The 21,241-nt window shown below is 56.8% G+C and carries 13 protein-coding genes; 8 read left to right on the top strand and 5 right to left on the bottom strand.

The features are described 5' to 3' along the window. Positions 1 to 9: 9 nt before the first annotated feature. From pilV to groES, 5 genes are all read right to left on the bottom strand, one after another. Positions 10 to 489, bottom strand: coding sequence for a type IV pilus modification protein PilV (gene pilV, locus FNU76_RS09505; RefSeq protein ID WP_144277982.1), 480 nt, complete (start codon positions 487 to 489; stop codon positions 10 to 12). 11 nt (positions 490 to 500) lie between these two features. After that, the gene (locus FNU76_RS09500) at positions 501 to 1,031 is read right to left on the bottom strand and encodes a GspH/FimT family pseudopilin (RefSeq protein WP_144277981.1); all 531 of its coding nucleotides are present in this window, start codon (positions 1,029 to 1,031) and stop codon (positions 501 to 503) included. A 206-nt stretch (positions 1,032 to 1,237) separates the two neighbouring features. After that, positions 1,238 to 4,525 carry a pilus assembly protein gene (locus FNU76_RS09495; RefSeq protein ID WP_179958412.1) on the bottom strand — a complete coding sequence of 1,096 codons (3,288 nt, stop codon included), beginning with the start codon at positions 4,523 to 4,525 and terminating at the stop codon, positions 1,238 to 1,240. Between the two features lie 288 nt (positions 4,526 to 4,813). Further along, positions 4,814 to 6,457 (bottom strand): chaperonin GroEL, encoded by a 1,644-nt coding sequence (groL, locus tag FNU76_RS09490; protein ID WP_144277979.1) that lies wholly within the window; start codon positions 6,455 to 6,457, stop codon positions 4,814 to 4,816. A gap of 106 nt (positions 6,458 to 6,563) precedes the next feature. Then, entirely contained in the window at positions 6,564 to 6,854 is a 291-nt protein-coding gene (gene groES / locus FNU76_RS09485) for a co-chaperone GroES (RefSeq protein ID WP_144277978.1), read from the bottom strand. Between the two features lie 603 nt (positions 6,855 to 7,457). Between groES and FNU76_RS24075 the strand changes: the two genes are divergently transcribed. From FNU76_RS24075 to FNU76_RS09450, 8 genes are all read left to right on the top strand, one after another. Continuing rightward, a complete protein-coding gene (locus tag FNU76_RS24075) occupies positions 7,458 to 8,537 on the top strand; it encodes a hypothetical protein (protein ID WP_179958411.1) in 1,080 nt (359 codons plus the stop codon). Then, positions 8,537 to 8,899 (top strand): hypothetical protein, encoded by a 363-nt coding sequence (locus FNU76_RS24510; protein ID WP_223879278.1) that lies wholly within the window; start codon positions 8,537 to 8,539, stop codon positions 8,897 to 8,899. Before FNU76_RS24075 ends, FNU76_RS24510 begins: the two co-directional genes overlap by 1 nt. Further along, positions 8,881 to 9,432, top strand: coding sequence for a hypothetical protein (locus FNU76_RS24505; protein ID WP_223879277.1), 552 nt, complete (start codon positions 8,881 to 8,883; stop codon positions 9,430 to 9,432). The genes FNU76_RS24510 and FNU76_RS24505 overlap by 19 nt, the downstream gene beginning before the upstream one ends. Positions 9,433 to 10,120: 688 nt before the next feature. After that, positions 10,121 to 11,047: a hypothetical protein gene (locus FNU76_RS09470; protein ID WP_144277977.1), complete on the top strand. Its 927-nt coding sequence runs from the start codon at positions 10,121 to 10,123 to the stop codon at positions 11,045 to 11,047. A 45-nt stretch (positions 11,048 to 11,092) separates the two neighbouring features. Next, positions 11,093 to 14,845: a hypothetical protein gene (locus tag FNU76_RS09465; protein ID WP_144277976.1), complete on the top strand. Its 3,753-nt coding sequence runs from the start codon at positions 11,093 to 11,095 to the stop codon at positions 14,843 to 14,845. Further along, positions 14,755 to 20,331, top strand: a complete 5,577-nt coding sequence (locus tag FNU76_RS09460) for a calcium-binding protein (protein WP_308418639.1) — start codon at positions 14,755 to 14,757, stop codon at positions 20,329 to 20,331. The genes FNU76_RS09465 and FNU76_RS09460 overlap by 91 nt, the downstream gene beginning before the upstream one ends. A 245-nt stretch (positions 20,332 to 20,576) precedes the next feature. Next, complete coding sequence (locus tag FNU76_RS09455) at positions 20,577 to 20,858, top strand: type II toxin-antitoxin system RelB/DinJ family antitoxin (protein WP_144277974.1); 282 nt, start codon at positions 20,577 to 20,579, stop codon at positions 20,856 to 20,858. Further along, positions 20,830 to 21,159, top strand: a complete 330-nt coding sequence (locus FNU76_RS09450; protein ID WP_144277973.1) for a type II toxin-antitoxin system YafQ family toxin — start codon at positions 20,830 to 20,832, stop codon at positions 21,157 to 21,159. The genes FNU76_RS09455 and FNU76_RS09450 overlap by 29 nt, the downstream gene beginning before the upstream one ends. Positions 21,160 to 21,241: the final 82 nt, after the last annotated feature.

Here is a 21,241-nt window from a genome sequence, read left to right as displayed (position 1 = left end):
GATTTTATCCTAGACCGGAGCTGCGAACTGCGTAGTGAAGCTATTGTTGTTGGTATTGGTGCTAGTGTTGGCTCGCTTGCTGTCAACCCAGGTGATAGTGATGGTGTAGGAATTGTTGCTCTTGGCGATGCTGCCCGTTGCGCCCGGTAACTGCCGCACTGCTTGGTGGAAAGCGATCATATCTTTTTGCGCCTGCGAGGTGCCTGCACCACACGACGGGGTGTCGGTGTTTGTCCCTGTACATGTCATCACGTATTCGGGCGGGGATATGACGCCGGTGGAATCGCTATCGGCTATAAAAGGGGAGCGATTGCTATTGATCCGATCGGCTAGATCCGAGGCGATATCGGAGGCAATGCTGCGGTAATAGCTGCCGGTGCCGACGTTGAGGGACCGTGCCTGCAGCATCCCGATGCCCAGCAAGCCGATGCTTAATATGGCCAATGTAATCAAGGCTTCCAGCAGTAAGCTGCCTTGTTGCGACTTCATGTTCGGGCTCCCTAGGTGCAGGTGTTATATGTTTTGATAACGGCTTTGCCATTGGTACCGACGACAATCTGGCGGCCAGGTGTCGAGCTACCGGCGCCGGTCTTGCAGAGGGTAAAGGTAAGCGTCGAGGTCGAGCCTATACCGGCGGCAAAGGTGAGCGCATTGACCGTGGTCTGGCTGCTGGTGATCGTCATGCCCTTGATTTGATTCGAACGCTTGTCCTCGGATGCGGTCCCGCCCTTGGTCGAGAACATGATCCAGCCGTTAGCCCAGTCGGCAGTGCCGCTCGTGTTGCAAGTCGAGGAATTCGCCGCGCTGGCGGCGCAGAAAGTAACGACATTGCCCGTTGCCATGGCCTGGCTACGCGCTGCCCGCAAGCCGTACAGCATCTCCGTGGCGGCGCCGGATACCTTGGCATTGTTCACGTATCGCGCCATGGACGGGACGGCGATCGCGGTCATGACCCCGATCAGCGCCAGCACGATCAAGACCTCGATAAGGGTAAAACCGCCTGGCCGGTATGGGTATGTCTTTATTGTCATGGTGGGAGTACTTCCCGCTAAATGGACTAAATAAGGGCGACTGGCGCACCATTCCTTACATAAGGCAGCGGCCCGAAGGCTGCTCCTGTTACTGCATCCGTGATGCCGCAAAAAGCCGACATTCTATCCTGCTACAGCGCTGTATTGCCGGCCGCGCGACGGTTGGCGCCGCGCGGCCGAAGCGACGGATCTATCCTGGGGGTTTACTACCTCGGGATTTGACGGAAGTTGATCGGTACGACGCGAACACCGCCTGGCGCCTTCAGGATATTCGTCGGCGGACAGTTGGTCGTGCCCACGGTACAGTCGTAATTCTTGCCGGAGCCGTCCTTGGATTCAGGCCGCGGTATCGGTTGGCCCACCTGTGTCCCCGCAGGCGCATTGGCAGTATAAACCGCTTGATAATTGGCTTCGTACAAGGCGACCGAGCCACCGGCGGTGCTGCCATCATTTGCAACGGTAGGCATGGTAATGACACGATCCGACTGAACAAAGGTCAGTTCGGTGGGAATGCCGTCCAGGCCATAGCCACTGGCATAAGCGTTGGTGCCGCCGAAGTTGACCATATCGGCGTCAGTCGATTTTAGGTCGTTGTTGATATCGACAAAAGAGAAGGGTTTGTTGCTCTTTGTCTTCATCACGCCGCCGGTCATCGGATTCAGCCCCATGATCCAGCCCTTGCCGCCCGCCACGCACTTCTCGACCGTCACAGGCACGCCCGTGCCCAAAAACACCCGGTCATCGTAAAGCATGGGCGATGCGACCAGCCGCTCGCTACTGTCCGTCAGGTCGACGAACCATCCCAGATTGAGCTCTGTTCTGCTGGTAAGGTCCAAGGTATTGTCGGAAACCCGGCGGTAACTGCCTACGCGCTTGGTGGGGTCGACCACCGAGCCGGTAGCCATGATGGTTTGTTCCACGAGTTTTGTTGCGGGGACCGTGGTTGGGTTGGCTGCCAACTCGTCCAAAATGCCGTATAGGGTTTGCTCGTTGGTGTCGGTCCGATCCGCCGGTGTCAACAACTTGCCTGTGCCGAATATGACCAGATTGCCGTGCGGCGCACCGTCGGCATAGTTTACGGGTAGGATGGCCGGTCGCATGATGATGGGCTGGGCGGTAGTGCCCTTCTTGGCGGTAAAGATGGGGTTGGTTGCCACCTTGAAGCCGGTAGCGTCGGCCGAGGTCAGGTCGAAGCGCCACATATTGCCATTGACGTCGCCAGCGTAGACATAGTCAAGCACGCCATCCTGACCAAAGTCCACCCCGGCCGGCGCCGATAGGCCGGTGCTGGTGGCGGGCAAGGCGATCTTCTTGATCAGCGCGCCCGTATTGGCGTTGAGAATAAATAGCGCGGAACTATTGGCCGTGTCGTCGTATGCGGGGTCGGTTGAGTTATCGAAGCCACTTTCATAACCATTGGTCAGGACAACGGCGGGCGTGACGCTACCGGACCCCATGCGCACATTATAGATAATGGAGTTGGGGAAGGAATACCCGACCGATTTATCCTTGGCTTCACTCCATTCCCATTTTACCGTGGTGGCGGGAGTCGGGGCCGGTATTGAGCCGGGGTTCGGCGCGGAGGGGGACGGGAGTTGCGTGGTCACGTCAAGCGCATAATAGCCTTGCCCGCCCTGGCCCAGGCCGCCGACCAGCAAGGTTTTCCAGGCGCCGCTGATTTTGACATCACCCTGCCGCAACGGACCATTCACAGCGTGTACGTGCGGCGCAGAGGGGTTGCCGTAGTCTTTGTCGGTAATGGGCTTGAGGTTGGGGTAAACCGAGGAAGGAATGTAGCCGAGCACTTCCTCCATATTGTTTTTATTGAAACCATGCAGCATGCCGTCATTCGAGCCGATGAATACCATGCCACGGTTGGCCTGGGTAGTCTTGAAGGTGGTGTAGGTACTATCGTTGGAGTAGCCGAACGGGACGCTTACCACCACCGGTTGGGCGTCGATGATATCGCCCAGCTTATTGTTGGTCCGGTCTCGGAAATTGGTGACATTGGTGCCGCGCAGCGAATTGATGACATTTTGTTGTTCTGGTGTCGTGGCGCCCAGGAAGGCTTTCTGGGCGGCCGTCATGGCGCTGAGCCCTGCCGTGTCGTTAAAGACAAAAGCCGTGGTCGAGCTTGCATCCGTCTTGGCGGAATAAATAAGGCGAGAGCTTGCGGCACGCGGCTTCAGCACCGCATTCGCTTCCAGCAAGGAGGTGAAATCGAATTTGCCGTCAGGCAGCAATTTATAGCGGCGCAGCTCGCCATACCAGCCATCGGGGCTGAAAACGGGCTGGTAAACATAGTTATCGGCTTGGGCAAAGTCGGACAGCACCGCCACCCCGCCGGCATTCGAGGAGGCTGCCATGATACTGGACACGGCGTTGCTCAGGGCGCTGGTCAGTTCCGCTTGGCCGAGGGCGGTATAGTATTTCCCGGCGCCGACCTGGGCAGCTGCGGGCAGAACGTCATTATCCACCCCGAAACCCACCGTATAGGTCTGCATATTCTGGTTAGGGAATTTCGGGTCATCGTACGGTTTGCCATCGGCGTCGTTTCCTGAGCCCGGCTTCATATCCAGGTCGTTGGCGTATTTCGCCACGTCACGCAGCGCGCGGAAGCGACCCGTAGAGGAGCCGAAGCCCGGAGTCGTGGTCTGGCCTTCCAAGCTTGCTGGGCAATTCGCGCTGACACCGGTGCAGACGGAGAAACTCTTGGTTTCCTGCGAGCCCGCGGAATTCCATCTGGTGTACGAAATCGCAGCATTGGGGCTGCCAGGCAGCCTGTCGTCGTTGGTCGAGTCGCCGTCGGTCAATACGATGGTGAAGTTCTTTTGGCAGCGGTACTGAATGGGGCTGGTATAGGTCGTGCCGCCGCCGGGGATGGGTTTGTTGGTGTAGGACGTTTTGCCCTCAAAATAGCGGGTGACCTCCAGCAAGGCTTCACCCAACGGCGTGGCGGTTCTACCGCGTAAGCTATCGATGGCATTATCCAATATGGTCTTATTGGATACGCCCCCCGTGGTTTGATCGGCTTGCAGGATGTTCGAAACGATAATGCCAGCTTCACCACGTTCGCTGCCGCCTATGGTATTGGGGTTGGCTACGTGGAACGAGGCAATCCCCCAGCGCAGGGATTGGTTTAGTCTGATCAATTCCTTAGCCACGCCCTTGGCAACGTTCATTTTGTTATTGGGAGTGAGCGTAGGGCTATCCATTGTAGTGCGCCAGCCACCGGTATTATTATTGATGCATGAGGACCAGTTGTTGTTGGGGTCCGGGCAGAGATCCCCGCGCGTAAACGGAGATGGATCTGCTGCGACTTGCAACATACTGGCCGAGTTATCGATCAGCAGCATGATATTGGGCGTAACCGCCGAGGACAGGGTGGGCGGTAGTGCTGGATACGGGCTGGCGGCGGCGTGGGCGACCTGGCTGGCCATGGCCATGCAGACCCCCGCATATAGCGCCTTTATTTTGAACTGATTCTTTTTCATTACCGGCTCCTTGTCTGAATACCTATGGCCCATGCCATGCATTTGCCCTGATCTGTCCCTGGCCGCGCTTCGGCGCTTACGGGGATACTCTTGCCTGCCACGGGGCGCATGCGCCGGTCGGGTGGCAGGATTCGTTGAGCTGGAAGGTAACAGCTCCCCCGGGAGGAAGGGAATCTTGCCTGACAAGCGGACGAGATGGCTATACCAACGGCATTTTATCCCGTAAGCGGGCAAAGAAAAACCCCGCAGTAGCGGGGTTTTTCTCGATAGCGCAAGGCTAAACGGACATTACATGTCCATACCGCCCATGCCACCCATACCGCCCATGCCACCGCCGCCCATCGGGCCGTCTTCCTTCGGCAGCTCGGCCACCATGCAATCGGTGGTCAGCATCAGGCCGGCGATCGAAGCGGCGTGTTGCAGCGCCGAACGGGTCACCTTGGTTGGGTCCAGCACGCCCATTTCCACCATGTCGCCGTACTCGCCGGTACCGGCGTTGTAACCGAAGTTACCCTTGCCTTCCAGCACCTTGGCAACCACCACGCTTGGCTCGTCGCCGGCGTTCTGGACGATCTGGCGCAGCGGAGCTTCGATGGCGCGCAGCACGATCTTGATACCGGCGTCCTGGTCTGGGTTGATACCCTTCAGGTCGGCGATGGCCGAACGGGCGCGCAGCAGGGCAACGCCGCCACCGGCCACGATGCCTTCTTCCACGGCGGCGCGGGTAGCGTGCAGTGCATCTTCCACGCGTGCCTTCTTTTCCTTCATTTCGACTTCGGTGGCTGCGCCAACCTTGATCAGGGCCACGCCGCCGGCCAGCTTGGCCTTACGTTCCTGCAGCTTTTCGCGGTCGTAGTCGCTGGTCGATTCTTCGGCCAGCTTGTTGATCATGCCAACACGCGCCTGGATCGCTTCGGCCTTGCCGGCGCCGTCGATGATGGTGGTGTTTTCCTTGCCGATTTCGACGCGCTTGGCTTGGCCCAGATCGGCCAGGCTGGCCTTTTCCAGGGTCAGGCCGATTTCTTCGGCGATCACGGTACCGCCGGTCAGGATGGCGATATCTTCCAGCATGGCCTTGCGACGGTCACCGAAGCCAGGCGCCTTGACGGCGACGGTCTTCAGGATGCCGCGGATATTGTTGACCACCAGGGTAGCCAGGGCTTCGCCTTCGACATCTTCGGCGATGATCAGCAGCGGACGGCCAGCCTTGGCCACTTGCTCCAGTACCGGCAGCAGGTCGCGGATATTGCTGATCTTCTTGTCGAACAGCAGCACGAAGGGGTTGTCCAGCGAAGCGATCTGCTTTTCCGGGTTGTTGATGAAGTACGGGCTCAGGTAGCCGCGGTCGAACTGCATACCTTCCACGGTATCCAGCGAGTTTTCCAGACTGTTGCCGTCTTCGACGGTAATCACGCCTTCCTTGCCAACCTTGTCCATCGCGGTGGCGATGATGTCGCCGATGCTGGCGTCGGAGTTAGCCGAGATCGAACCGACCTGGGCGATTTCCTTCGAGGTGGTGCAAGGCTTGGAGATGTTCTTCAGTTCGCCGACCAGGGCGATCACGGCCTTGTCGATGCCGCGCTTCAGATCCATCGGGTTCATGCCGGCGGCAACGAACTTCATGCCTTCCAGCACGATGGCTTGTGCCAGCACGGTGGCGGTGGTGGTGCCGTCGCCGGCGATATCGGAAGTCTTGGAAGCCACTTCCTTCACCATCTGCGCGCCCATGTTCTCGAACTTGTCCTTCAGCTCGATTTCCTTGGCGACCGACACACCGTCCTTGGTGATGGTGGGCGAACCGTAGGAACGCTCCAGCACGACGTTACGGCCTTTAGGGCCCAGGGTCACCTTGACGGCATCGGCCAGGATGTTCACGCCGATAACCATTTTCGCGCGAGCGCTGTCGCCGAACTTCACTTCTTTTGCAGCCATGTTCTTACTCTCCAAATTCGTTGCCATGCGGCCGGGGCGCCAGGCGCCGCGCTTCCTCGTGGGAAGGGCCGCTCAGGGATATCCGTTTACTCGATCGCGCAGGCGATCAGGCTTCGACCACGCCCATGATGTCTTCTTCGCGCATCACCAGCAGTTCGTTGCCATCGACCTTCACGGTCTGGCCGCTGTACTTGCCGAAGATCACCTTGTCGCCGGCCTTGACCTGCAGGGCGCGCACCGAACCATTGTCCAGCAGCTTGCCGGTACCCACGGATACCACTTCGCCCATGTCCGGCTTCTCGGCTGCGTTGCCAGGCAGAACGATGCCCGAGGCGGTCTTTTCTTCGGCTTCAACACGCTTGATCACGACGCGGTCGTGCAGGGGACGAATCTTCATAGGGTCTGCTCCTTTGGGGGATTATCTGCAATGCCGTAACAGGCAAAAATCAGGAAATCGATGTTCGCTGTTAGCACTCACTGCTAACGAGTGCTAATGATATGGGCGAGGCGGGTGCATTTCAAGAGCTGGGCGGGGTTGTCGTTGGCCATTCATCTCTGGAGCTTTGCCATTCATGTCTGGAGCGCAGGTCTAGCGCCAGCGCGGTGTCGGGGCGTCTCGGTGCCGCTCAGGCCCGCAGAATCTTCTGAAAAGCAAACGCCCCGCTAAACAGGAACTCCCTGTTTGCGTGTGTTGGCAGCCTGCAAGTGTGGATTTGCTCCGCCCGTGAGGCGCATCCTCTGAGCGTGCATTGGCGGTGCTTGGATAGGCTGCGTGCGGATTTCCTGGGGCAGCTTGGACCAAAGCTGCCAACTGGTCACGTTTGGATGGATACGCAGAGTCTGGACGTGTGTCTCGTTTCGTTGCCTCTCCCGGAGCGGTCTACGCACGAAATGACGAGTGGCAAGATTGGAGAAATCACCCTTTCTGAGCATGGGGAGCAAGTTTTTCTATCTATATTCGGTATAGCAGTATTATTCGCTGTACAGAGAATATCGATAAATGACCGAATATATCTCTCCTGGTTGTGCTCTGATCGAGCGATTCGTGGCCACGCTTGAGGCGCTGCCAAATGTAGACGTCGAGTCGGTCCTGTGGGACTCTTCCTTGGCCTGCCTCAGGCAGATAGTCGCGGAAGTCCGACTCCGCACCACGGTCGAGCCGGTCGTAGTCGCCATTACGACGAAAAAAACTGCTTGCCCACGAGACGTACGTCAACTGCTATCGCAATTCAAAGAACTACGTTCGGTGTACCGAGCCGATGTCCAATTTCTTCTAGCTGCCGAATCGCTGTCGCCCGGGGCGAAGGAACTACTTCAGGCGGAGCATGTCGGCTACTACGACAGTGGCGGTAGCCTGTTTCTGTCGGCTCCGGGGGTCTATGTACTTATCGACAAGCCGCAACCAAAGCCCCAGGAGAAGACAGTGCGATCGCTGTTCTCTGGGCGGCGCGCAAATGTTCTACATGCGCTTCTGATTCACCCGCAGGACTGGTTTGGCGTTACAGACGTATCCTTGCGTGCCCAAGTGGCGCCCTCTACAGCGTCCGATGTTTTGGGCGAGTTGGAACGGTTCGATTGGCTTGCGTCTCGCGGAAAAGGACCAGGCAAGGAGCGCCACTTACGCGAGCCGGGCGAATTGTTAAACGCATGGGCTGAACGGCTTGCGGGCTCAACCGTGCCGATATCGCGTCGCTATTACGTACCCGGGCTGAAGTCCGATGCGCAGATCCAGCGCCTGGGGCGGGTTTTCGATGAGCATCAGGTCGTCTATGCGGTGAGCTTCGAAGCCGCCGCGCAACGCTATGCGCCGTTTTTATCCAGCGTATCGCAGGTGCGCGCTTGGCTAATACCCAGCCCTGGCGCGGATGCGGCATTTGCAGAGCTGGATGCACGCTTTGTCACCGAAGGAGCAAACCTCACTGTCATCGAGACGAAAACTGCAGGAGAACTACTGTTTCGCGAGCAAGTCAATGGCCTCTGGTTGGCTAGCCCCGTGCAGGTTTATCTTGACCTGCTGCGCGGCGAGGGGCGCGCCAAGGAGATGGCTGAGCATCTGCGCAGGGAAAGGATCGGATTCTGATGGCCAAGCCAACGACATTCGACGGCTACAACGACCAATGCACGTATGACTGCGAGCGCGTCCTCGTAACGCTATTGCGCGGGTTGGGCCCTTGGAAGGAGTCGGTCTATCTCGTAGGGGGACTCACGCCTCGTTATCTAGTGAAGGGTCGCCCCCCTACGGTACCAGCGCACGCAGGAACGACGGACGTCGATATCGTGATCGACCTGCAGATACTGGCCAACACGGATGCCTACCACACGCTCGAAGAGAATCTGAAGAAGATGGGTTTCGAGCGAGCTGAAAACGACAAGCAACAAAAGCTCTCCTGGCGTTGGCAGGCCCGTACCGAGCATGGAGCCTCATGGTGCTGGAATTTCTGACGGACGCGCCAGAGATTGCGGGAGGCCGGGTACAACCACTGCCAACAGAGGGGGCAATCTCGGCCATAAACATCCCGCACTCGTCCATCGTATTCGATCTGTATGAGGTCGCCGAAATCAAGGCTGAGCTGCTGGGTGGTGACGGAATTGCCGTCGAAAGGATCAAGCATGCCGATCTGGTCAGCTTTACGTGCCTGAAAGCGTTCGCGTTTGACCAGCGTTTCGAACGTAAGGATGCACATGACCTGGTCTATTGCCTGGAGCATGCTTTTGAAAGCACAGACGCGATGGCGCAGAAGTTTCGCCAAGCACTTGGCGGCAAGCATCGCGAAGTCGTGAAAGACGCCTTGGACCTATTGCGAATCCGCTTTGCGCGGGATGCCAATACCGAGGGCTATCTCAAGGATGGTCCGGTCGCCGTGGCAAAGTTCGAGTTGGGCGAAGGCGGCGAACCGGCACAACGAGAGGCGCGGATATTACGCCAGCGCGAAGCCAGTGAAGTCATCGAACAATTACTTGTACGTATTGGATAGAGACGGGACGCCGCCGAGCATTGGCAGGCTGGTGAGAAACCCACTACCTGTAGTACCGCGATGCCGACACCGCATCGTTGCGACAGGTAAAAATTCGGCATAATCACATTATTCGCTGCGCAGCGAATTTCATAGTATGACCGAATTTACCTCCCCGTGCGCTAAGCCACCTCAAGCTTGGTTCTGGCTGCTTCGAAGAAGGGGTGGGCCGTCCCAGCCAAACTGGCACATGGTACGCCGCTTCACGTCGAAGGTTGGCTAGGTGGTATCCCTAGTGCACCATGCGGCAAGTTTCTGCGTTGGCGTCACGGCTTCGGTTTCAGACGAAAGGCATTGTTTTGTATAGATAAAGTTGGTAATGTTCGCGGTCTTGCGCCCCTGAAAGACTGTTTTGACGACTGTTGTCCTGCTTCCTCGAAATATCCAGGCCTCCTGTTCTGGCGCGATGACGGCCAGCTTGCGTTTCCACTATCGTCGTCCGATCCCGGTAAGCGATATGAGCCAGCGCACTCACATGATGCGCCATACGGCATGTCGGAGATGCCCATAAACCGGTTCCCCGCTCCGAAAGTAATGGCTTGCGCGTAATGCAGGCTGATCGCTTGATGCGGAGTGAGATGGGTTTAAACCCATTTCGAACCCATGGTTAGGCGCAATACTTTCTTGTTAATTTACAGGTAAATATTTCATGTCATTTGGCGAATCGATTTGGACGCCCTTTGTTTGGGTTGTCAATTTTATGGGGCCGATATATTGGACCGTAGCAATAACAGTTTTGCTGTTTGCTTGGTTGTTTCCAAAAACGCTGTGGGTGAAGTGTCTGGGCACAATTTTGGTGGTGCTGGTGTTTGGATATTTACCCATCACGTGGGGGCTGCATGATTATCGTGAAAAAACGAAAAGTGCTGCCACAGCGGCCGCCGCTAAGGCATTGTATGAGAGTCGCTGCAAAGGCGCGGGGGAGAAAATCTACCGTAAGGTAAGTGGTGTAGATGGAATATTCCTAATGAAACTTCGGCCGGAGGGTGTGAACTTCCAAGACCAATTCGCGCTGAATGATCCATATGGCGCTGATTTTGATGGGGAAGCCTACCCTCGAAGCTTTCTTCGAGGGCATTACATATATCCTTTTCCCCTTCCTCTTGGTTGGCCGCCTAGAACAGGATACTTATATGTTGACGCAATTGATAAGAAAGATGGCTTGCGTTATCGCTATACGGGATACAGAAAAGCAGATCCAGCACCCTTCGCTGACCCGGGAAGCACCATTTTTATATCGGATAAAATGTTAACCAAAGTTACGCCTCCTCGTTATGGTGTGATCTATGACGACATTTCCACGCGTGAAGATAGGAAATACTGGATCGCGGGTAGCTCGCTACGGGTGGTTGATATGGAGACGAAAGAAGTTATTGCCGAGCGCATTGGTTACATGATTGATCTCGGGCAAGGTAGTAATAGTGGTGGGCGCTCGCCCTGGGGATTTGCTGCGGATACAGCGTGCCCGGGGTTCGATCGAAAACCTGGTCGGCTGGAAAAGTATCGGGGTTTTTCCGCGCAGATCTATCAAACTCTTGATTTTGTTGAAAAAGTTTTAATTCCTACTGGAGAATAAGTAATACCGGCAGTTTCGGACCTGTTAAAATATGCCAACTTGCAAATGGCTGCTGAGGCTTTCCTTTCGGAAGGTAATGTATTAAAGATTGGGGATGCCTTTAAGCCCGCGTTGGTTTGGGGTAATGGCCACGCCAGTAAGTTCACAGGTATTCAGGCGCAGAAATTTATCGATGAAGGTTGGGTTGTAAAGACCCAGAAAGAAAACACCGCAACGGGTTTCAGTGGGACGCTATTCCACAACACTAAAACCGGCGAAAACGTCCTGTCGTTTCGCTCCACCGAATTTATCGACGACGCCGCCCGCGACAATCAAGCCACCAATTCGATGGAAATCAAGGATAAAGGCTGGGCATTTGGTCAAATCGCGGACATGGAGAATTGGTACGCGGAACTAAGTAAGGACGGCGGCCCTTTGCAGGGGCAGCAGTTCGCGGTGACCGGCTATTCGCTTGGGGGGCACCTCGCGACCGCGTTCAATCTGCTGCACCAGGGGCCGATCACGGCAACTTACACCTTCAATGGCGCGGGTGTCGGCAAGATCAAGGTCGGCGATTTTCTGTCGGATATTATTGCCGATTTTGATAGGCAGCGAAAAAATACCGATGGTAATCAAATTGTATTTAAAGATGCGGCGCTAAACGAGGTCTATGGCATTCTTCGTCAGGAGCTCAAGCCTGGCACGGCGGTAAGTACTCTCAATATTGCGAGAGTTGGTACAATGAAGGGTATGGTTGATGATGCAGACTGGGCTGTGTTGTACAAAGCCTTGGAAAATATCAATCTTATTCTGTCCGAAAACGATCGGGTAGGGCTGTTAGTCGACAGCGGTAACCAGCGAAATATCAAGCCGCCGCAAAAAATCAACATAGAAAGCGCGCGATTGGATTACCAGATTGCCGCTTTGTTGGCGGCGAGACGTACCGAAAGTGTTTCTGCGTTCAATTTCCTTGACTCTACGTCGGGGGTGCGTAATGTAATCAGTGGCGATCGGAATACCTACAAAGGAGGGGTGATCGCTAATTTCTATGACGTCTACGGCGACACTTACCCTAGTATGGTAGCGAATTCTCAAGTGCATTACGGGAAACCTACTCCTGTTTTCATAGAGGATCAGCCAAATTACCGTGGTAACGTTCTTGGTGAAGTATATGACGCTTTCAGACTTAGCCAAGGCGCTGATGGCCTGAAGCTGCTTGTGAACGGGTATGATAAAAATGATTTCGGCGATACGCATAGTCTCGTACTGGCGATTGATTCGCTGAGTGTGCAAAATGCATTTTCGCAGCTGGATGGTGGTGCAGACGCGGTTTTGCTGGGCAAAGTGCTCGGTGCATTTGATAAGAGCACGGCAAAAAAAGGGAATATTGATGGCGAGACGGATAATCAAGGTACTGCCCAAGGTGACGTGCTCGAAAAGGCTGTGAATGCGCTTGCCAAGCTGCTAGGCGTAAAGCTTGATAAGGATCTGAAGGGTAGTCTTGCCGGCAATACCTGGCATATCATAAGCGATGTTGGAACTTACACCGGTAGGGAAAGCTTTCATGCTGCATTGGATAAGATCAGCAAAAGCGATGCTTTCACCACGCTCGCAGGTAATGTAAAGCTTGTCCTCGCTGACGGCGGCGTTGCATTGAATCCGCGTACGGAATTTGGCGCCTTCCTTGCGCTGATTCAATTGTCACCGTTTGCCTTGCTGGGCGAGGCTGCGCTGCCTGTGCTGAAGGATGCGCACGCCGAACTGGCGGCATTGTGGGAAGAAGATAAAGTCGATACCGAAACCAAGCGTAAAGACGGCAATCTGAACTTTACCGATATGTATCTGGCGGATCGTGCCGCCATGCTGTCATGGTTGATCAAGGGCAACCAACTCAATCTCGACCATCTTCGCAATGCCGCGCCGGAGTCTTGGACATTCCGCGACGAGCTTCTCGATCAAACGTTCGTTGTCGAGGGTAAGCCCGGCTCGATTCAGTTCGCCAAGCTCAATCAAGTTACGTTTGCGGAGAATGGCGGCAAAGACCTGAAGGGCGCGAACTTCGCCGATCACTTCTATGGCGGCAAAGGAAACGATACCTTCAATGGCGGGGGAGACAACGACTATCTCGAAGGCGGCGATGGCAACGACAGCCTGATCGGCGAGCTTGGCGACGACACGCTATATGGCATGGCGGGTGACGACATTCTGGAAGGCGGCCACGGTCGCGATGCGCTTTACGGTGGCAAGGGCAAGGATCAATTGCGCGGCGGAGACGGTGGTGATGCCCTGTATGGCGGCGTGGGTGAAGACCGTCAGTGGGGCGGTGCCGGCGCCGACTGGCTGGAAGGGGGCGCCGAAAAGGACGAACTCTACGGCGAGGACGATGAGGATGAACTGCGCGGTGGCGACGGCGGCGATTTGCTCGATGGCGGCGCCAAGCACGATGTGCTCCGCGGCGATGCAGGCGACGATACCCTGTTGGGCGGCGATGGCAACGATGCCTTGTACGGTGGCGATGGCGTCGATGCGCTGAACGGCGGCAAGCTCAACGACTGGCTGGAAGGCGGCGTGGGCGCCGACAACTATACGGTGGCGGCTGGCGATGGCAATGATGTCATTGTCGATGCCGATGGCCTGGGCACGCTGACCTTTGCCGGAAAATTGGTTGATGGTGCCGGGGTGCAGAAAGTCGAAGATCGATACTGGGTGGGTGGCGACGACTCGCCGTTTACCTATACCTTGGTCCCCGGTGCAAATGGCAGCAATACCCTGATCGTTGGCCTGAAGGATTCCAAGCAATTCGTCGAAATCCGCGGTTGGCAGCCGGGCTGCTTGCAGATTAGTTTGAGTGACGCCAAACCGGAACAAGCCAACGGCGCGATTGTCGGCGACCTGGCGCCCGAGCTAGACGCACAGGGCAATCTCAAGACCAACGCACAAGGTAATCTGGTCGTTACGCAAACCAAGAAAGAATTCTTCTTCGACAATCTGCAGGGCGGAAGAGGCGTTGATACCCTCCTTGGCTTGGGCGGTAATGATCTTCTGAATGGCCGCGACGGCAATGATGTGCTCGATGGCGGCTCCGGCAGCGATCTGCTGGCCGGCGGTTTAGGGCGCGACACCCTGATCGGTGGCGATGGGCACGACGTCATCTTCGGCGCCAACAGCGCGGAGCTGGATCAGGTTGCGGTAGGCGAATCGCCCGAGACCACGGATGGATTCCGTGTACTTGAGGAAGGGCGTGGATGGAAGATCGAGGTCCAGGCCGGCCAAGGTAAAAACATCCTGAATATCGAAGGGCCTGGACGGCGCGCCCTCAATGATCCCCTCGCTGACGAAGGCAATCTGATTGGTGCGGGTGCGGGCGACGATAGGGTTTTTGCCGGTGGTGGCGACGACCATGTCATGGGCGAAGCGGGCACAGACATACTTTACGGCATGGGCGGCGCGGATTTGCTGTCCGGTGGGTCGGGCGACGATCTCGTGCGGGGCGACGGTACTGCCGACACCCGGCCCTTGGCGGGTTGGTGGGGGCGGACGGCGCTGGCACAGCAGGGCAATGACAGCTTGTTCGGCGACGAGGGAAAAGATTTCCTGATTGGACAAGGCGGCGCCGATGAGCTTTACGGCGGCGACGATGACGATCAATTGCAGGGCGACTTTTGGGCGCAAGACGCCGATGAAGCGGCCGTGGGCACTGCGGCTTTATGGGCGGCAGCCGGTAATGACTGGCTGGATGGTGGCAGAGGCAAGGATATGCTCCTTGGCCAGGCCGGCAGCGACACGCTGCTGGGGGCGAAGACGACGATCGCCTGGTAGGCGATGGTGATGAAGTCAATCTTGTCCCCTCCGACCGTCATGCCGCCGACTACCTTGATGGCGGCAGCGGGGCCGATATCTTGATAGGCGGTGCTGGCGCGGACACGCTGAACGGCGGAACCGGCGCGGACTTCGTGCTGGGCGATCTCGACAACCTTGGCGTCTTGCCGTTCGACCAGCATGGCAACGACACCCTCAACGGCGGCGATGGCAACGACACCTTGTATGGCAACGGCGGTGCCGATTCCTTGCTGGGCGGCAGCGGCGACGACTGGTTGGCGGGCGATCGTGCTTCCGACGTGGGTGAGGAGGGGGCGGAGGGTAAGAGCGATACCTTGCTGGGCGGCGAAGGCAAGGACACGCTGGAGGGCAATCTTGGCGACGATCTACTCGAAGGAGGTAGCGACAGCGATTTCCTGTTCGGTGGCAAGGGCGCCGACTCGCTGGTGGGCGGTAGCGGCAACGACGAACTGACAGGTGACCGCGCCGCTTATGTGAGCGGAGAGGCGTCCGAAGGTGGCAACGACACCTTGCAGGGCGGCGAGGGCGATGACATCTTGCGCGGCGAGGCGGGTGCCGATTCGCTCGATGCTGGCGACGGCAAGGACCTGCTGTTCGGTGGCGATGACGCCGATATGCTGTTGGGCGGCGGGGGCGACGATACCTTGCAAGGCGGCAAGGGCAACGACATGCTGATCGGTGGGGTCGGCAGGGATGATTTGTTTGGCGAAGACGGCGATGACACGCTCGACGGCGGCAGCGAAGCGAATGCCCTGCATGGCGGCGCAGGTGATGACACCTATTTGATGAGCTTCGCCAGCCCGGATGGTGGTTCGACCTTGGTGTCGTCCATCGTCGATACCCAAGGCAGCAACCGTATCGTGCTAGGCGCGGCATTGCCGGATACGGATATCCGTCGCCAGGGCAAGGACCTGATCTTTACTACTCCCACTAGCAAGTTCGCGTTAATGGGTGGTCTGAAAAGCGGCAAGTTCCGTTTCTCTGTCCTGCCAACAGACCCGTCTACTTCCGGAAAAATCGTCGCCGCCATGCGCACGAATGTGGCAGCGGATGTGGCTACGGCGAGTGATGACGGCGCGAATGCCGGTATAGAGCTGTCATTCAAGGAATTGATGAATACCGCCTTTGCCGAGGCCATTGAGCTGGATTTCGCGGACGACGAACAAGCGGATGGATTCTTTGGCAGCCAACTTAATGACTCGGTGGCTGGGTCCTTGCTGGGCGACCAGCTCGATGGCAACGGTGGCGACGATACGCTGCTCGGCGATGCCGGTAATGACACGCTAAGCGGTGACGGCGGTAGCGACCGGATCGAAGGCGGTAACGGCGACGATATTCTGGACGGCGGCAAGGGCGACGATACTTATATCTACCAGCGTGGCGATGGTTTGGACAGGATCGATGATCTTGACGGCAAGGACACCCTTGTTTTCGAGGGAGATATCCGTGCCTCTGACCTTAATTTCAGTCATGACACTGATAGCGGCGATTTAACTATCCTACTAAATGGACAGGATCAACTCCTAATCCGAAATGGTTTGGACAGTGCAATCGAACGGGTCCAATTTAGCGATGGTACTAATTTATCACTCGATAATATTTTGGACGATGGCCAAAACGAAACAGGGGATGGCGCTGACCTCTTACTGGGCAGCGCTTCGGCGGACACGCTACGCGGCTTTGGCGGCGACGATAGTTTGAAGGGGTATGAAGGCCATGACCTGCTTGATGGGGGCAAGGGTAACGATACGCTAGTCGGCGATGCCGGCAACGACTCGCTCAACGGTGACGACGGTAGCGACCGGCTAGTGGGCGGCGTCGGGGACGATAGGCTTGATGGTGGTAAGGGCGATGATACCTATAGCTACCGGCTTGGAGATGGGAAGGACCAGATCGTCGATTTGGGTGGCAAGGATATCTTGCAGCTCCAGGGGGGGATTCGCATCGAAGATATCTCTTTCTCGCTGACCCCCAATAGCCGCGATCTGACAATCTACTTTAACGACCATGATCAGATCCTGATCAAAAATGGGCAGGATAGTGCCATCGAGAAGCTGCAGCTCGACGACGGTTCGATCTTTCGACTGTATGAAGCGTACGAGCCATCGAATGGGACCGAAGGTTCCGATCTACTGATCGGCAGTACCGGCGCCGACACCTTGAGTGGACTAGGAGGTAACGATAGCCTGTCCGGTCGCCGGGGAGACGATTTGCTCGAAGGCGGCGACGGTAACGATATCTTGTACGGTGGTGCCGGCAACGACGTGGTGCAAGGCGGACAGGGCATTAACACCTACCGTATGGCCCGGCTGGATGGCATCGACGTGCTTTCCGATCTGGTGGGTGAAAACAACCGGCTGGTATTCGAAGGTGTCGCTAGCCAGGAGGTAGTCGCCAGCTACCGGGAGGATGAGAGCGGCAATCGTTGGTTGGATATTCGCTACGACGAAGGCAGGGGTGGGGTGTCCATCCAGAATGGTATGGATGGCGTTGTGGGTCGATTCAGTTTCGATGGACAGTCTTTGTCCTTGGAGGAATTGCTCGACGCTTGTTTCAAGGGAGACAGGGTTCGGCATGGCACTACCGGTAATGATTCGCTGGCAGGTGGTACGGGCAATGACTCGTTGTATGGCGGTGCGGGCAACGACAGATTGACGGGCAAGGAAGGCGACGACTGGTTGGCGGGCGAGGGCGGCAACGACACCTTGCTCGGTGGCGCGGGTAATGACTCCTATCTCTGGGGTGGTTCGGCGGGGATCAGCCGATTGAGCGATTCGGGTAGCAATACCTTGGTATTGGATGCCGGACTCCGTGCGGCCGATTTGACGGTAACCCGACGCGGCAAAAACTTGCTGTTGATTGTAAAAAGAACCGGTGCGCAGGCCATCGTGCAGGACTATTTCAGTATGCCGAATGGCGCATCGTCGCAGAAATGGCGGCTAAAGACCGATGAAGCGGCGGCGGTACCATTAGCTGACGTGGTTCCTGCCCATTTGTTTTCGAAGTTTGGTTTGGAACCAGTAAACATTGAGAGTTTGCGCGACGCGTTCATCGAACGGGCCAAGGAGTCATCGTTAGCCAAGGCGCAGTTCGCTTATGAGCTGAATGGCGGCCTAGGTGTTCTTTTGCCGGTGTCGACAATTTCCCGTGCCGATAATTTCACGTTGATCAATGGTGCGACGGCGTTCGACCCCGTTACCTATCCAATAGATCCCATGTACAAGCTGACTACCCGTCGAGCTAATCCCGCAAGGCGGGTCCCTAGGGACGCGGTTATAACGGTGGATACTAGAAATCCACTATGGATAGACGTTTCCGGCCAGGTGCGTAGTGGCGCGCATCCGTATGGAGGGAGTACCTTATATGGTGGTTACGTCGAGGAGACCACAACGGTTGATGGAGGGTGGGCAAACGCCGTCGAGACCGTGGTCGAGGCCGTTCCAATACCGCCCGAAAGCTACAAGGTGACGCTTGAAATTTTGAGCAGTGGAGATAGTTCAAGCACGATCTATTTGAATGACCCAATGCATGTGGTCGATGCCGGGAAAGGTGACGATTTTATTGCGGTGCATCCAGTGGAGGCGATACCGGCGGCACGGATAGACTCGGGCACATTAACAAATATGCACGCGGGTGGACCTGACTTCCCTACCATGCTGCTGGCTTTACAGTTCGAGCAGCATTCATTGAACCATGTGCTGCAAGGTTACAACCTGTTCCTTCCAAATGGTGCTGGCAGCTTTGTGTATGGTAACGATGGTAACGATACCATTTTGGGGACCAACTACCAGGATGAGGTGATCGGCGGGGATGGCGACGACTTTCTTAATGGTGGTGCCGGTGCGGATAGTTATTATGTGTTTACCGACAACGAATCAGGTTGGGATACCATCGCCGATACGGGGTTTTACGATAGCAACTTCTATACAAGCTTTATCGAAGAGGATGAACTTGCAGGAAGCTTTATTGATGGGAATCCTGAAAGCGCAAATTGGGATTCCGTTGCCGACACGATCTACCTTCAAGGCGCCATCCGCGCAGAACACTTGCAATTGAGCTGGATCAGGCTAGCCGACGGGAATGACTACCTGAATATATCCTGGGGCAGCAATAGGGGTATCCATCTATTGGCGCCGACCGAAGAAACGCCGCACGGGCTGGGCATCGAATGGCTGATATTCGGCGATGGAAGCGGTCTGTCTTGGGCAGATCTAGAGGGCATGGCGCCGCCGCGCGGTACCGACCATGACAATGCTTTGGTCGGGACCGCCCGTGGCGAAGCCATCAGTGGTTTCGGTGGCAACGATCAGCTAGATGGCGGTGTGGGTGCGGATACCCTGCATGGCGGTGGTGGCAACGACAGCTATGTGGTGGATAACGCAGCCGATGTGGTGAGCGAACTTGCGGACGACGGTATCGACACCGTAAATTCGTCGGTTACCTACCAGTTGGGCGAACAGGTGGAAAACCTGAGCCTGACCGGTTCCGAGCAGATCGACGGCATCGGCAATGACTTGGCGAATACCTTGGTGGGCAATTCGGCGAGCAACGCACTCAACGGCCGTCTCGGCAACGACACCCTCCGCGGCGAAGCCGGTATCGACACCCTGATGGGCGACGAAGGCGACGACTGGCTGTACGGCGGCGACGGCGACGACACCATGCGTGGCGGTGCCGGTAACGACAAGCTGTTCGGCGAGCTGGGCAACGACCTGATCGACGGCGGTTCGGGCGACAACACCCTGACCGGCGGGCTGGGCCACGACTTCTATATCGTCAACAACGGCCGCGATGTGATCGTGGAAAAGGCCGGCGAAGGCAGCGATACCGTCATCACCGGCGCCAGCTTCACCCTGGCCGACAATGTCGAAAACCTCACGCTGGTGGCAGGCACCGCCGCCATCACCGGTAACGCCCTGAACAACCTGATGACCGGCAACAACGGCGCCAATCGCATGGATGCCGGGATCGGCAGCGATACCTACGTCCTGGCCAAGGGCGGTGGCGCCGACGTGATCCGTGATTTCGATACCACGGCGAACAACGTCGATACCATCCAGTTCAACGACGTGAAATCGACCGAGATCAGCGCGGTACAACGGGTCGGCAGCAATCTGGTGCTGAAGTACGGCGCCAGCGACAAGGTGACGGTCGAGAACTACTTCGACGCCGCCAATGCCGCCGGCTACCGCATCGAGCGCTTCAAATTCAGCGATGGCGCAATCTGGTATGACGCCCATATCCAGATCAAGGCGGTAACCGTGGCGGGCATGCAGGCCGATGCGGGCGAAACCGCACAGGGGCGCCCTGCCATGGTCGCCCAAACCATCTCGATCGATCAGCAACTGGCCGGCATGATTGGCGCCATGGCAGCGTTCGCGCCGCAGGATGCGGCCTCGCTGCAACAGAACGTTCCGACGCATGAGTTGCATACGCCGATGCTTACGGCGAATCGTTTGATGTAAAGGGTTGGGGGTGCCGGCATAAGCCGGTACCCCCGCGGTCCAAATCAATCCGCTCCTGCCTTGTACAAATCCGGAAGCGAACAGGCGATCAACAGGGTAACCGAGTGAGCGAATTGACCTCGTTTACACATCTCGGCCGAGTTGCATTTGATAACCAAGCTAGATAGTTAACAGGAGCCAAGATTTTGTAGCGGTAATCATGACGAGATACAATGTATCTCAAGTGATCAATATTGGAGTCCGTTATGGCCGCTACCACATCTATGGTGCACGTCCGTGTGGACGAGAAACTCAAAGCGCAGGCGACGGAGACGTTGGCCTCGATGGGTCTTTCAGTTTCCGACGCGATTCGTGTTTTTCTTACTCGCGTCGTGGCTGACCAGGAGCTGCCGTTTGACATTAAGGCACCGAATGCAAGAAGCCGCGTTGCAATTGCTGAGGCCCGCGAGATCATCAAGAGCCGCAGTGCTCGCTTCGCCTCCGGGGATGCCCTGATCGATGACATCGAAAAAGCCAGCCGCGAGTAAACGGACCAACCTGCCCCGCGTGTCGGACTACACCAAGGACTTCCTAAAGGATTGGCAGCGCCTGTCCCATTCCGGCCGGTATGACATGAACCGGCTCAAGGAAGCCATGACGCTGCTCATCGTGAACGATGGGCCGCTTCCTCCTGAATGGCTGGATCACCCGTTAAAGGGCGACTGGGCAGGCCACCGGGAGTGCCACATCGGTGGGGATTTCCTGCTTGTCTATACCCTCGACGATTCAGGTAGAAGCAGTATGGTGGTGTTCGTTCGCAGTGGCACACACGCTGAACTGTTTTCATAGCCTCGGAAAAAGCTCCTCATCGATTAGTCCACGGCTTCCGTTTTTCGGCGGCTAGGTGACCGGCCCACCCACCCACCAAAAC

It is taken from the genome of Chitinimonas arctica, assembly GCF_007431345.1.
In the GTDB taxonomy this organism is placed as follows: Bacteria; Pseudomonadota; Gammaproteobacteria; order Burkholderiales; family Chitinimonadaceae; genus Chitinimonas; species Chitinimonas arctica.
The sequence above is the reverse complement of the archived record's forward strand: the minus strand, read 5'-3'. Positions and strand labels throughout refer to the sequence as shown.

Bases quoted from the DNA above. Each gene is read 5' to 3' on its own strand.
- FNU76_RS09465 (WP_144277976.1), top strand. From the start codon at position 11,093: ATGGCTGCTGAGGCTTTCCTTTCGGAAGGTAATGTATTAAAGATTGGG.
- FNU76_RS09500 (WP_144277981.1), bottom strand. From the start codon at position 1,031: ATGACAATAAAGACATACCCATACCGGCCAGGCGGTTTTACCCTTATC.
- groL (WP_144277979.1), bottom strand. From the start codon at position 6,457: ATGGCTGCAAAAGAAGTGAAGTTCGGCGACAGCGCTCGCGCGAAAATG.
- FNU76_RS09495 (WP_179958412.1), bottom strand. From the start codon at position 4,525: ATGAAAAAGAATCAGTTCAAAATAAAGGCGCTATATGCGGGGGTCTGC.
- FNU76_RS09470 (WP_144277977.1), top strand. From the start codon at position 10,121: ATGTCATTTGGCGAATCGATTTGGACGCCCTTTGTTTGGGTTGTCAAT.
- FNU76_RS09455 (WP_144277974.1), top strand. From the start codon at position 20,577: ATGGCCGCTACCACATCTATGGTGCACGTCCGTGTGGACGAGAAACTC.
- groES (WP_144277978.1), bottom strand. From the start codon at position 6,854: ATGAAGATTCGTCCCCTGCACGACCGCGTCGTGATCAAGCGTGTTGAA.
- FNU76_RS24505 (WP_223879277.1), top strand. From the start codon at position 8,881: ATGGTGCTGGAATTTCTGACGGACGCGCCAGAGATTGCGGGAGGCCGG.
- FNU76_RS09450 (WP_144277973.1), top strand. From the start codon at position 20,830: ATGACATCGAAAAAGCCAGCCGCGAGTAAACGGACCAACCTGCCCCGC.
- pilV (WP_144277982.1), bottom strand. From the start codon at position 489: ATGAAGTCGCAACAAGGCAGCTTACTGCTGGAAGCCTTGATTACATTG.
- FNU76_RS24075 (WP_179958411.1), top strand. From the start codon at position 7,458: ATGACCGAATATATCTCTCCTGGTTGTGCTCTGATCGAGCGATTCGTG.
- FNU76_RS24510 (WP_223879278.1), top strand. From the start codon at position 8,537: ATGGCCAAGCCAACGACATTCGACGGCTACAACGACCAATGCACGTAT.